The 13,924-nt window shown below is 57.8% G+C and carries 5 protein-coding genes; 2 read left to right on the top strand and 3 right to left on the bottom strand.

Annotated features, from left to right (window positions below; translation table 11 throughout):
• The first annotated feature begins 2 nt into the window (after positions 1-2).
• Both B9Z50_RS00040 and B9Z50_RS00035 read left to right on the top strand, forming a co-directional pair.
• On the top strand, positions 3-2,117 hold the full coding sequence (locus B9Z50_RS00040; RefSeq protein WP_108361684.1) for an ATP-binding cassette domain-containing protein: 2,115 nt from the start codon (positions 3-5) through the stop codon (positions 2,115-2,117).
• On the top strand, positions 2,114-3,262 hold the full coding sequence (locus B9Z50_RS00035; RefSeq protein WP_108361683.1) for an HlyD family efflux transporter periplasmic adaptor subunit: 1,149 nt from the start codon (positions 2,114-2,116) through the stop codon (positions 3,260-3,262). Before B9Z50_RS00040 ends, B9Z50_RS00035 begins: the two co-directional genes overlap by 4 nt.
• Positions 3,263-3,372: 110 nt before the next feature.
• On the opposite strand, the gene B9Z50_RS00030 is transcribed toward B9Z50_RS00035, so the two are convergent.
• From B9Z50_RS00030 to B9Z50_RS00020, 3 genes are all read right to left on the bottom strand, one after another.
• On the bottom strand, positions 3,373-11,490 hold the full coding sequence (locus B9Z50_RS00030; RefSeq protein WP_108361682.1) for an Ig-like domain-containing protein: 8,118 nt from the start codon (positions 11,488-11,490) through the stop codon (positions 3,373-3,375).
• A gap of 127 nt (positions 11,491-11,617) precedes the next feature.
• The gene (locus tag B9Z50_RS00025) at positions 11,618-12,694 is read right to left on the bottom strand and encodes a peptidylprolyl isomerase (RefSeq protein WP_108361681.1); all 1,077 of its coding nucleotides are present in this window, start codon (positions 12,692-12,694) and stop codon (positions 11,618-11,620) included.
• Positions 12,695-13,912 carry a peptidylprolyl isomerase gene (locus B9Z50_RS00020; protein WP_233249692.1) on the bottom strand — a complete coding sequence of 406 codons (1,218 nt, stop codon included), beginning with the start codon at positions 13,910-13,912 and terminating at the stop codon, positions 12,695-12,697.
• Positions 13,913-13,924: the final 12 nt, after the last annotated feature.

The following is a 13,924-nucleotide window of genomic DNA, read 5'->3' as shown; positions in this document are numbered from 1 at the left end:
CGATGAACAATTCACTTTTTCCCTGCTTGGTCCGTTTGGCACAGGTCCAAGGCGATGCCATAGACCGCCTGGCCATGCAAGCCAGCCTTCAATCAGCGCTGGACGCTGGCCACAGCCAGCCTCAGCCCCTGCTGGACCAGCTGATTCATCGTATGCAATTGCCCAAGCCGCAATGGGTGCGGGGCAATCAGCTCCAGGCGACACATATCCCTGCGTTGGTCTTTGAGCCTGGCCTAGGCTGGGCGGTCTTGCGGGGTCGCAATGCACAAGGCCTGTGGATCACCGAAGTTTGGGACACCCAGCAAAACCGCTGGAATGAGATGTCCCGCGCAGATGTGACCGAGGTGTTGTTTGCCCGCATGGCTCTGGCCAAACCCTACAAGGCCAGCCGCAGTCCGGTTTTCAATCTGATCAAGGACACGGTCTTCCAGCGCAAGGGCCTGATGTTGGAGATCGCCTTGAGCGGCATCATCATCAACGTGATCGCCATGGCCAGCTCGCTATACAGCATGCAGGTCTATGATCGTGTGGTGCCCACTGGTGCCACGCAAACCCTTTTAGCGCTCACTTTGGGGGTGCTGGGGGCTTTGGTGTTTGAACTCATCGCCAAGTTCACCAAATCGGGGCTGACCGAAAAACTGGCCGATGAGGTGGACAGTCAACTGGCTCGCATGGTCTACAGCCGTTTTCTAAGTGTGCGGATGGATCAAATGCCGACAAGTGTTGGCGGACTGGCCGGGCAGCTTAAGGGATATGAAACGGTGAGGGCCTTCCTCTCGGCCGTGCCTGCTCAGCTTGCAATTGATCTACCTTTTTTATTGGTTTACGGTCTCATAGTCGTGCTTATTGGGGGCTGGATTGGGCTGATTCCCATGGCTTTTATGGTGGTTTCGCTTGTTGTGGGCTTGACATACCGCCGCCGAGTGGAGGCGTTGACCCGGCAGGCCAATAACGCCAGCAACCTCAAAACCGGCCTGTTGGTCGAAACCATCGAGGGGGCTGAGACCATCAAGTCAGGGCAGGGGGGCTGGCGCATGCTCACGCGTTGGCTGCAAACCACCGACCAAGCTCGTGAGACTGAACTCGATATGCGCCAAGTCAGCGAACATGCCCAATATTGGATTACCTCATTGCATCAGCTGTCCTACATCCTCATGGTGGCTGGCGGCGCGCTGATTGTGGCGCGTGGCGAAATGAGCATGGGTGCCTTGATCGCCTGCACCATTTTGTCCGGGCGCATTCTGGGTCCGATCGGAACCTTCCCGAATATGCTTATTCAGTGGGGCCACTGCAAGGCCGCCCTGCAAGGTCTGGACCGCATTTGGGCACTGGAAGACGACCACCATGGCATTGACCAGCCCATGGTGCTCGAGCAGGTTCAAGGCCATTACCAATTTGAAGGGGTGGAGGCCAGCTACGGCAACAACAATGCGCTCAAGGTGCCCCAGCTTCACATACGGCCTGGCGAAAAAATCGCGGTGCTGGGCCCCATCGGTGCCGGCAAGACCACACTGCTGCGTTTGCTCAGCGGCATGTACAAACCTCAAAAAGGCAGCATCAAGCTCGACGGTGTAGACCTCTCTTACATCTCCAAGCCCGTGCTGGCCGAACAAATCGGCTTTTTACAGCAAGAGGGAAGGTTGTTTGCCGGAAGCCTGCGCGAGAACCTGGTGCTCGGCCTGATTGACCCGGGTGATCAAGTCTTGCTCGAAACAGCCAAACTCACGGGCTTATACGCATCTGTCGTCGCTGCTCACCCTCAGGGCTTGCAACAAACCATCACCGAAGGGGGGCTGGGCCTGTCGGGGGGACAAAAACAACTCACCAATCTGACGCGGGTGTTCTTGCGCAAACCGCGCATATGGTTGCTGGACGAACCCACAGCTTCTCTTGACCGCACGCTCGAAGTGTCTGTTATCCAGGCCCTGTCCCGCACCCTGCAGCCACACGACACCTTGGTTCTGGTGACCCATAAAACCGAGATGCTCAGCCTCGTCGACCGCGTGATCGTGGTGGCCAACCACCAAATCGTGTTGGATGGGCCGCGAAACGAAGTCGTGAGGCAATTGCAGCAAAACCAAGCCAGTCCAGTCAACGTGAAGAAAGATGGCGCATGAGCACACCGTTCAAACCCCTGCTGCGTCCTGCTTGGTTGATGTTTGCCTTCTTGGCGTTTTTGCTGGCCTGGGCCAGCCACTTCGAGTTGGAGCAAACAGTGCATGCCCAGGGTCAGGTCATGCCTGTCACGCGCACCCAGGTCATCCAGGCGGCCGATGGTGGCGTACTTGAAAAATTACACGTTCTGGAAGGCGAGCAGGTCAAGGCAGGCCAAGTGCTGGCCACTCTGGAAAAAGAGCGCGCCACTGCCGGGGTGGACGAAGGCTCGGCCAAAGTTGCTGCGCTGTCGGCAGCCCTGATCCGTGCGCGCGCCGAAGCCTATGATCAGACTCCAGTTTTTCCTGCTGCGTTGCAAAAATGGCCCGAGTTTGTGGCCGAGCAGCGTCTGTTGCACGCGCAAAAACGCAAATCGCTCGAGGCTGAGTTGCTCATGCTGCAAGAGTCCCACGCCTTGGTCAAGGAAGAGCTGATGCTGAGCCAAAAACTCTTTGCCAGTGGCGACATCAGCCGGCTTGAACTCATGCGCGCTCAAAAGCAAGTGGTGGAACTGGCTGGGCGCATTCAATCGACCCAGAACAAATACCTTCAAGACGCCCGGATTGAAGCGACCAAGCTGCAAGAAGAGCTGACCTCGCAACGCTTCAAGCTGGATGAGCGTCAAAGTGTTTTGCAACACACAGAGCTGACGTCGCCCGTGGCTGGCATAGTGAAAAGCCTGCGTATCAACACTGTGGGCGGGGTGCTGCGTGCGGGCGATGAGCTGATGCAAATCTCGCCCACCGATGTGGAGCTCATGCTTGAAGCCAAGGTGCAGCCCGTCGACATCGGGCAGTTGCGCACCGGGCTGCCGGTGTCCATCAAGCTCGATGCTTTTGACTACTCGATTCACGGCGCCCTGCAAGGGCATCTGGCCTACATCAGTGCCGACACTCTGACCGAGCCAGGACCAAATGGCCAGACACAAACCTTCTACCGGGTCCAGATCAAATTTGATCCTGCGCAGTCCAACCTTAAGCTGCGCCTGAGCGAACTCAAACCGGGCATGACCGCGGGTGTGGACATCTTGACGGGCTCACGCACGGTGATGACTTACATCACCAAACCGATTTCCAAGGCGTTTCAGGGCGCGGCTTCGCAGCGTTGAGTAAAGCCTCAGCGCATCTGGCCACCAGTCAGGCCCGCGATTGCGGATGCAAGACTAAGAAAAGCGCCCCAGAGCTTATGGCGCTGGGGCGACTTTGGGATATCCAGGCTTCAGAGCACAGGTTGCACAGTCCAAACGAAGTTGGTGGTTTGCAATTGATCCGTGAACCCATTGATCACCAACATCTCAGAGGGGCTGGTAGTACCAATGTTGGGATTGGTATCAAACAGCAATTTCAACTGACCTTCATTGCTTTGGTACATGTGAAGTTCGTTGTCGCCAGAGCCTAATGTGTTGCTTGTATCAACCACTACGACCAACTTGCCGTTTTCGGATGAAATGTCGTCAGTGACAGGACCCGTGGTGTCGAAAGAGATTTGGGGCAACGAAAGCGGTAAAGAAGTTCCATCGGTGAACGCCAGCTCAACATCGCTTGTAACCAGGTCGAACGTCCTCACATCTTTGGGTAGCGTGAACTTGATGGTGAGGAGCAGACCTTCGTTTTCGGTTGTATTTGGATCATTCTTGGTGGCAGGAGCGGCATATTCAAAGCCATCACTTATTGGATCGATAAAGACTGCACCCCCTCCGTCGAGCACCAGAGAACTCCAGAATTCGTCGTGCAACACAATAGTGTTCGATTGAGTTTGTGTATCGGCTGTTTTCTCAATTTTGAAACTGAAATAATCAACTTCTTTATCGCCGGTGTATTCAAAACTCAGTTCAATATTCGATGGCAAGTTGCCAGATGGATCGGTCAACTTGCCAGTCACGAGCAAATCACCAGTCGATACGTCAGGCTTCACGATCGCAGAGCTGTATCCAGAGAACAAAGCAGTCAAATCCAGCTTGTCGTCCGCTCCAAAGCCCAAGAAGGTGTCGGGTTTGTCTCCTGAGGACTCGGATACTGAGAGGTAGCGCACGGTGTCGGCACCGCCGGCTGAAAGGTTGAAGGTGTCTGCACCCAAACCACCGCTCAAGTTGTCGTTGCCCAGACCGCCATTGAGGCTGTCGTCGCCTAGTCCTCCGCGCAGGGCGTCGTTGCCTGCACCACCTGTCAGGGTGTCATTGCCGGCAAAGCCATAAAGCCACTGGCCTTCATCTCTGTTTGCGGTGATGGCGTTGTCGTCGCCGCTGGTGCCGACGTTCGAGGGAAGCTTGTCGTTGCCGATGACTACGGCGTTGAAGGTGTAAACATCGATGGGTGTTGATGTTTCATTCATAGGGTCCAGGTGGTACCAGCTATCGGGATTGCCATCATCGTTGGTATCCAAGCTGACAAAGAGGGCATCGCCGACAATCTTAAGCTGCTGTGTCTCGCCATTCAGGCTGACCGATTTGTGGGCCTTCGCCCCGTCCATCACGTTGAAGTAGCTGGTGGTGCCCTCATCAGAGTAGGCAAGCGTCAGCAAACTGACCATGCCATCCAGTTTTTCGCCCAGCGTGCCAGCGTCGCTCACACCTTCGAGGAAGAAAATGGTGCCCGTGAAGTTGCTGGTGCTGTCGTTGGAAAGCGCGGCTTTGCTGTAGGTTGCTCTCGCGGTTGGCAGTGTGAGTGTGCCGCCATTAGCAGCTTTGATGGCGGTGGCCAATTCTGCGGTGGTGAAGGTGTGCAGGCTCACTGAAGAGTCGTCCGCTTGCACCAAGTTGGCAAAATCCGACTTGGCTGTCAATGCGCCGCTGGTGTCTGTCAGGTTCAGCTGCTGGACCGCAAAGCTGCCAGCCTCATCGGTGTAGGTGGTAAAAGCCCCCATGGGCAAATCTGCACGGGCCAGAGTCACCCCGCCCATCGCGTCTTCTTCGATCAACACCAAGCTCTCGGAGTCCAACAAATCCTGAGACTCGTCGCCGTAATACAGTTCTACGCCCACAAAGGTGCCAACGCCAGCCACGGACCGTGCGTCAGCCAGACTGAAATAAACAGAGGCACCTGCTTCTATTTCAGCGCTGTACAGGTCTGCGATGTTGTAGGCAGGGACGCCCTCTGAGGGTTTGAAGGTCAGGGCTGATTTAAAGTTCCCTGCCAAGTCGGTCAGGGTAGGCAGGGTGAGTGTTTCGTCCAAAGACTCAAGTCCCGAGGTCAAACCCAGTGTGTAAGTGTTGCTGAAACCATTGCTGTCGGCTTGAACAGCAGACAGTGTGTAGCCCTGTGCCGAAGCCAAAAATTTCACGGGCTCGGTGAAACGCAGTGTGATGGAATCACCCACAGACAAGACGCCGTCACCGCCATCGTTGTAGACGATGCCGCGTGAACTGGACAGCCCGGCCGAGGTGGTGTCGATCTGGAAGGTGTTGGGGTCGGCCGCGCTGCTGGGGATCGGGGAGGTATTGCCCGCCAGGTCAGTGGCCACGATGCCGTAACTGCCTTCATCCAGAGCGGTGGTGACCTTCAACTCGAACTCGCCCGGGGCCGTTTCGGTCACGCTGTAAGCCGCGTTGTCAACAGCGCTGCTGCTGCCGTCGCTGTTTTGCTTGCCCAGCACCAAGGTGCTGCCGGCTTCTGCCGTCAGGTTGTAGGTGGGCGTTGTGTCGTTGGTGATGCGCCGTGTATCGCCCGTACCGATGACTGGGCTTTCTGGCTGTGCGGTGTCAACCACGAACACAAAGTTGCCATCCTCACCGTCTGGCGGTAACAGTGAGACGTTGCCTGCGGCGTCTTTGGCCAGAATGCCGTAGTCGTTGTCGGGCAAAGGCTTGATCACGGTGACGGTGAATTCACCTGGCTTGGCCCCTGCGCTGACGGTGTAGTCAGTGCCCTCGGTCAGCATGACATAGCCTGCCGAAGCCTTGTCATCCCGGGCGACCAGGATGGGGTGGCTGCCTGACTCAACACCTGACACCGGTACAGAAGGGGCGGAGGTTTTGTAGAAGTCGTCACCCTGCACCGTGCCTGCCGAGGGCAGTACTGGTGCTGTCGTGTCCACAGTAATGGCAAAAGCGCTGCTGCTGGCGCTGCGGTTGCCACCTGCGTTTTCAACGGCAGCTGTGAAGTTGTAGGTCTTCTCTGTCAGTTCGCTCACGTCCAGGGTCCAGCTGGTGCCGCTGACGTTGGCGTTGCCCAGAAGGGAGCCGTCACGGAAGACTTTCACCACCTCGTCCGCGCCCAGTTCGGCGCTCAGGCTGCCGCGCAGGGTCAGGCTGGTGTCGACGGTGGCGGCGCCGGTGCTGAGGTTTCCGGTGTTCAGCCCTTGGTTGTCGGTCGCGCTGGCGATGCTGGCCAAGGCGGTGGGTACGGTGGTGTTCACCGTCAGTGTGAACGCGGCCGTGCTGGCACCGGCGTTGCCGGCCAGGTCGACCACGCGGGCGGTGAAGCTGTGGTCGCCGTTGGCCAGGCTTTGGCTGTCGGTCTCGAATTTCCATTGTGTGCCATCGACGTCTGTGGTGGTGCCTATGCGAACACCGTTGTCGAACACTTCAATGACTTCACCCACGCCCAAGGCTGCGCTGAGGGTGCCCTGCAGCACAGGCGTGTTGTCGTTGGTGGTGGCCCCCGAGGCGTGCGTGGTCGCTTGGTCTTCAGGCACGTTGTCGTAGGCGCCGGTCAGGGTCAGGGTTTGGGGGGGGGCTTGGGTGTCCAGAGTAAAGACCAGGCTTTGGCTGGCGCTGACGTTGCCAGCCACATCAGTCTGGCGAACTTGGACGGTGTAGTCGCCATCTTGGGTGGGTGCGGTGTAGCTGCTGTTCCATTCGCCCGCGTTGAGTTTGTATTCCAGCTTGGCACCGGTCTCGGTGTTGGTGGGGGCAGTGATGCCTGCCGCATTGGTGACGGTGTCGTTGTCGGAGCCGCTGTTGGTGGTCAGTGCCGCATTGGGGGCGGCAGGTGCGGTGGTGTCGAGCGTGAAAGCCACGCTTTGGCTGGCGCCCACGTTGCCGGCCACATCGGTCTGGCGCACTTCGACGGTGTAGTCGCCATCTGTGGTGGGGGCCGTGTAAGTGGTGCTCCAGTTGCCAAATGCCTCGGAGCCGGTCTTGATTCGGTACTCGACAGTGGCCCCTGCTTCGGCATTGGCTGGGGCTGTGATGCTGGCCAAGTTGGTGACAGAGTCTATGTCCGAGCCGGTGTTGTTGGTCAGTGCCGCATTGGGGGCGACAGGCGCTTTAGTATCCAGCGTGAAGTTGATGGTCTGGATGGCACTCAGGTTGCCTGCAGCGTCAGTTTGACGCACTTGCACTGTGTACTCGCCGTCGATGGTGGGGGAGGTGTAAGTTTTGCTCCAGCCTGCAGCGTCGATGTTGTACTCGACCGTGGCACCAGCCTCAGTGTTTTTGGGCGCGCTGATGCCAGCGGCATTGGTGATGTTGTCTTGTGCCGAGCCGCTGTTGGTGCTCAGGGCCGCATTGGGGGTGATCGGCGCGCTGGTGTCGAGGTTGACCGTGCCTTTTCGGCTTGTGACATTGCCGGCGGCGTCGATGGCCACAATTTCAATGAGGTTGGCACCTTGCTGCAGCTGGTCGGCTTGCACAAAGGTGTAACTGAAGTTGCCGTTGTCGCCCGGAACAACGGTGCCCGCTGTTTGGCCCGGGGTCTTGACGGTGACTTCACTCGCGTCTGACTTGAACACGATGGTCGCGTTGGCGTTGTTGGTCTTACCGTCTCCCTTGGTGCCCGTGTCGCTGGCGGTGTCCAGGGCAAATGAGGTCATTGTCGGCGCCGTGGTGTCCAGCGACAGGGTGACGGTTTGCGCATTGCTGGTGTTACCGGCTGCATCTTTGGCGGTCACACTCACATTGACATTGCCCTCTCCCAAGGTACGGATGTCACTACCACTGAGGGTGTAGGTCCAGGTGTCGTCGGTAGCAGCTTTTACCAGACGGCTCAGGTCGGCTTTAACGCCGTCCAGCGCGATGCTGATCTCGGTGCTGGCAGGTGCCGTGCCCGAAATGGTTTGCGCGGCTACGTTGGTGGAGATGACGGGAGCCTCTGTGTCAATACTCGTGACCAATTCGCTGCTGACGGGCGGGTTGATGCCGTCGTCCTGCGTGGCTTTGAGCGTGACCGCACCTTGGCCAAGGGCCGTCAGGTTCTCTGCACTCAGGGTGTAGCTCCATTGGCCGTTCGTGTTGGGGGTGGCACTGCCCAGTTCAGTTTGGTCCGCAGCGATCCTGACGGTCAGCCCAGGTTTGCCCGTGCCACGGATCTCCGTGTCACCACTTTGGCTGCTGAGAATGCCGTCGGCACCACCGGCCACATCGAGGGTGACCACCGGTGGGTTGACCGCGTCGAGTTTGAGCGTGGCACTGGCTTTGCCGGCATTGCCAGCAAGGTCGGTATAGCCGCCTCCCACCGTCACGCTCAATGCCGCAGTGCCTGTGGCCGGCGCGGTGAAAGTGGCGGTATAGACCTTGGGGTCGGTGGCGTCTTGTTGCAGGTCGCTCAGCGTGCCGGCGGACAGGGCCACGGCGGAGGCGGTAAAGTCTTTCACAGGTTCGCTGAAGACAAAGGTGAGTGTGGCAGTGCCCCCGGCTTTGAGGGTTTCAGAGCTGGTCTTGACGAACACGCTGGGTCCGGTAGTGTCCACTTGAAGGGTTTGTGCCGCCGATGCCGCACTTTGGTTACCGGCCAGGTCAACAGCCGATGCGCTGACGGTGTGGGCACCAGGCTTGAGTGCGTCGTTCAGGGTGACCGTGATTTGGCCTGCCTTGAGGTCGGCATCTGTCAATGTGACGGTTTGCACCGGTGCGCCGTCCACCAGCACATTGACTTTGTCGCCTTTGACCACAGCAGCGCCATTGAGGTCGGTGGTGTTGAGCTTGAGCGTGAGGTTGGGCGTGGTGTCGTTGCTGTAGGCAGCCACCATGACGGTGGGGGCCTCTGGCGCGGTGCGGTCCAACAGTTCGGCTTGTTTTTGGCTGATGTCTTGCACGGATGTGGCGTTGGCAATGCTTTGCGTGGCTTCAGCAACAGCGCTCAGAGTCTGGGTGTTTGTAAATTTGGCCACCAGTGCCTGGTCCGTACTGGCAGCAGCGGCTTGACTCAGGGCGCTGCTCATGGTCTCTGCAAAATTCTGAACCACGCTGTTGGTGACGTTATCTGCAATCTTGCTTGCAAACGCAGCCATCACCGCATCGCCCGTTTCGGCGTCACCGTCCGACACCAGACTGGCTGCAGCCACTACTTGCGCAGCGGCTTTCTGGGCCGCTACAGCTTGTGCACGGCCATCGGCGAGTTGTGTCAAAAGCGCCTCACGCGTTCCCTCAGGGGCTTGATCGACCGCATCCTGAATCGAGGCCGCTTGGGCGATGGGGTCAAAACTCAGCAGGTTGGTGCCCGCACTCAGACCCAGTGCAGCAGCGACATTTCCAGCAGCTTCGCTGGCGCTGGGTTTTTGTCCTGCAGGAGCTTGATCAATGAGCGATTGCACCAGCGTAGTCAGTGGGTTGATCACTACTGGTTGGCTGAAGTTCTCAATTTTTGGGGCCTTCAGACTCACAGTGTTGGGCAGACCGGTATCGATGTTGATGCCGCCTACCATCACCAAAGCACCCAGCGAGGCCTGGCTGACAGGCAGGAAAAACTGCCCTTCAGCGTTGGTTTTGATGCCGGTATTGACGTCTCCGTTGCCATCACCGTCGGTGTCAATCCAGATGCTGGCGTCGCGGATGTAGCCATCGGCGACCACACCAGAGAAGAACGATGCAACATCGTTACCTGCGAGGTCTTCCAGTACAGCACCGGTGTTAGGTTTGTTGTAGACAACGTTGACCTGACCCGCGTTGAATGCGTTAGTCAGTGTCAGAACCAGGCGCCCATCGGTGTCCACAATAGCGGAGGTGACCAAGTTGCGTTCCGATGATCCAGCGTTGGGGGTGGTGACCACAAAAAGGGACGCAAGCGTGTCCGGATCGAAGTTGGTGGTAGCCAGGTTTTCGCCAAGATCGAGTGTGATGGTTGGGCCGTTGCGGTTTACCGTCATGACGGTGGCGCTGGTATCGGGTGCTGTGACGTCCAGCGTGAAGGCCAAGCTTTGGCTGGCGCCCACGTTGCCAGCGACGTCAGTCTGACGCACTTCGACGGTGTAGTCGCCATCTGTGGTGGGGGCCGTGTAAGTGGTGCTCCAGTTGCCAAATGCACCGGAGCCGGACTTGATTCGGTACTCGACGGTGGCACCGTTTTCGGCATTGGCTGGGGCTGTGATGCTGGCCAAGTTGGTGACAGTGTCGTTGTTAGAGCCGCTGTTAGTGGTCAGTGCCGCATTGGGGGCGGCAGGTGAGGTAGTGTCCAGCGTGAAGGCCAAGCTTTGGCTGGCGCCCACGTTGCCGGCGACGTCAGTCTGACGCACTTCGACGGTGTAGTCGCCATCTGTGGTGGGGGCCGTGTAAGTGGTGCTCCAGTTGCCAAATGCACCGGAGCCGGACTTGATTCGGTACTCGACGGTGGCACCGTTTTCGGCATTGGCTGGGGCTGTGATGCTGGCCAAGTTGGTGACAGTGTCGTTGTTAGAGCCGCTGTTAGTGGTCAGTGCCGCATTGGGGGCGGCAGGTGAGGTAGTGTCGGCAGCGGTGCTGCTTTTACTGCTGCCAGACGCCATGGCAACGGCGGCCAAGCCACCTATGGCCAACAAGGTGGAGGTGCTCAGCGCCGCAGCGCTGGCAGTGGCACCCGCTGTTGCTGCAGCGGCGCCACCGCTTACCACCGTCGTGGCTTCAGCCTGAGCCAGAATGGCCAGGGGGTCGAGTTGCAGGTAGCTGGCCAGACTGTCGAGGGAGGGCGTCGCATCGAATGCTTGCGCCCAGTCCTGGCCTAATGACAGGGCTTGGGCAGTGACCTGGTCAGCTGTATCTTCGGTCAGGCCATCGATGCGGTTCAAGACCTTGGCCAAGCCCTGCGGGCTGCTCAAATCCAGTTCTTTGGGATTGGCCTGTGCTTGTGCGGCCAGCGCGTCCATGAGGCGAGTCATGTCAGCAGGCTGTTTGTCCTGGGTTTGGGCTGTGTGTATCGCTTCAGCCAAGGCCGCCAGACGGATCAGCGCTGCTTTTTTGCCTGCCTCGGTGCCAGTTTGCAGGGCTTGCGCGATCATCTGTTCAGCATGCTCGGTGCTCACACCGGCTTTTTGCAGTGCGGAACGCAGGCCTTGCAACATGTCTATCGGGCCCACTGAGTCCAATTGCACATGAGTCTTAGCGTGGCTTTGTGTTGACCACAAGAGGCCCAAGGCCAACAAGCCCAAGGGGCTCACGTTGCTTGGCAGCGCTGTTGAACGTGAATTGGTGTGGGACGTCTTAGTCATGGCAGTTCCTCGATGAAGGCTGAGATTTGAAAACTGAATATGTGTGAAGCTTAATAAGCCAATAAATCAAACAAATCATAGCTTTAAATACGGTCTTGGCGGTCTCTTGAAAATTAAAAAGCGTACCTCAAGCCATGGCACTGCCATCAACATCGCCACGCAGAACGCCGACCAGTTGTATGGGTGTCAATTCGGCGAGTGACCAATCTATGGCAGCAGGGGCGGCATGGTCCGTGTCAATGGCATTGCCACTTGTGCTTAAGTTTTCGTTTTTCGCATCGATGAAAGTCCAATGGGGAGACAGGTTTTCGGTCAAGGGTTTTTTAAGGTAAAGCTTGAGCAAATTGAGAACATCGTTGAGTTCAACTTTGCCATTGGCATTCAGATCAGCTGCTACAGTTTTGTAATTTAAAAGTTTGGGGTCGCCATCGGACTTTTTCAGATAAATTTTGAGTGCGGCCAACACATCACCCAGACCAATGGCTGTGGCCGGGTCAGCAGGATCAGGCGCATTGACTTGGTAGCCTGACGCGCTTTGAGTCACTGTGACATTGTTCAATAAAGTACCTTTGGACCAGTGTTTGACCTGCACCCCGGCCAACACCTGGTGGGGCAGGGTGCTCAGGGCGGGGGTGTTGCCCACGGCATCACTGCCCTCCACCTGCACTTGTACCTGATGAGCTTGGTAAACCCCAGCAGGCAGTTGGAGTGTGCTCCCTTTGCCTTGGGCCCAGGTTTGTCCGCTGTCCAGGCTGTATTGCCAAAGGGCGCCGGTACTCAGCCCTGCTACCAAAACCTGTGCTGCAGGCAGACGCAGTGTGCCAGCCACGATTTGCTCGACGTTGGCCAAGTCGACCAGGGTATTGCTGCTGGTGCTGGCCAGACTGTTCCAAGTGGCTGCGCCCGAAACGGTACTTGCAAACACGGTGTAGCCAGTGCTGCTGGTGTCGCTGTAGTCCAGGCTGGTGTTGTTGTCCAGATTGACAAAGAAACCGTTGGTGGTGGTCTTTGTGGAGCTGTTGTTGTAGAAAGCGGCCAAAGAGCCGAAGGTGTTGGACAAACCGTTGTTCGATTCTTGGGGTACGCCAGGGAAAAGACTGGCCTGGTATTGGAAGGTGAAGGGCCCTCCATAAAGGCCCATGGCGGCTATCGGGACGATGGTGCTGGGTTGTACCAGTGTGTAGGCGTAAGCTTGCGCTTGCACTTAAGCGAGCCAGTTGGCCACTTGCAAAGGTGCGTCCTCTGGCAATAGCTCAACAGTGGCAGTGCCACTGGGCCGCAGGAAAAGGCGCGCTTGAGGGTTTTCCAACCAGATGCCCTGCGCCAAAAGCAAAGGGGCCAGAGGCGGCTGCGCATCGGCGTTGAGGGTCAACCGGTCTTGGTCTGTGCCGCTGTCCAGGTTGCCCACGCCTTGCGCATTGTTGAAGCGACCAGGCAGCACCTGCACCACCACCTCGTGACCTGCAGACACTTCGGGCAACAGGGTTGCGGTGTATTGGGTGCCAGAGCCCTGAAAGTTGACCAACTCTGCGCCCAGCACAGTCACATCGGTCAGGGTGAAATCGGTGCTGGGCTGGCTCAAGGTGAAACTGATTTGCGTGGTTTCGTTGCGTCCCAGCAAAAGGTCATTTGCGCTGATGCTGACGCTTGGGGCGGCATCCACTACTTTGATGGCCGGCAGCAGTGCTGCAGCGCTGGTCATTCCCCCCAGCGTTTGCCGCACCTGCACTTGGCCTTCTGTGTAGATGCCTGCCGACAAATCCAGCTGGGTGCCCGAGCCGGCAGACCACTGGGCCCCGCTGTCGAGGCTGTAGGACCAGGTAGCACCGCTTTGTAAGGTTAGGTCGATCAGGCCTGTGCCGCTGAGCACAGCACCTGCAACCGTTTGGCTCGCGTCTAGAATGATGACATCTTTGACCGGAACATCTTGGTAACCCTTCTCGGTGGTCTTCGCCACAGCTGAGATGGCTTGTACCACCTCCATTCCACTGGCCACTTCCCCGAAAACGGCGTAACCCAAATTGCCGTCGCCGCTGTAGTCCAATTTCGCGTTATCGACGTCGTTGATGAAAAACTGACTGGTGGCCGAATTGGGCACGTCGGTTCGGGCCATGGCCAATGTGCCCAGTGCATTGGTCAAACCGGTGTTACTTTCCAATGCCAAAGTCGGGTAGAGCGGGGCTTGCTGCTCCAAATCGGCATTGAAACCGCCACCTTGGATCATGAATCCATCTATGACACGGTGAAATATCAGGCCGTTGAAATAGTCTGAGTTCACATATCCCAGCCAGTTGGCCACGGTGGCTGGGGCAAGCTGCGGATTGAGGACGATGCGCATGTCACCCAAGCTGGTGCTGAGGGTGACCTCAGGACTGAGAGTCCATTGCCCATCTGGGCGAATCAAGGGGGCGGGTAAGCTCAAACGAGAACTCCA

This window comes from Limnohabitans sp. Bal53 (genome assembly GCF_003063355.1).
GTDB lineage: Bacteria > Pseudomonadota > Gammaproteobacteria > Burkholderiales > Burkholderiaceae_C > Limnohabitans_A.
Note: the sequence above shows the minus strand (reverse complement) of the source record. Positions and strands in the feature narration are given on the sequence as shown.

Excerpts from the sequence above, each read along its gene's own strand:
- B9Z50_RS00040 (WP_108361684.1), top strand. The coding sequence starts at position 3 with ATGAACAATTCACTTTTTCCCTGCTTGGTCCGTTTGGCACAGGTCCAA.
- B9Z50_RS00035 (WP_108361683.1), top strand. The coding sequence starts at position 2,114 with ATGAGCACACCGTTCAAACCCCTGCTGCGTCCTGCTTGGTTGATGTTT.
- B9Z50_RS00030 (WP_108361682.1), bottom strand. The coding sequence starts at position 11,490 with ATGACTAAGACGTCCCACACCAATTCACGTTCAACAGCGCTGCCAAGC.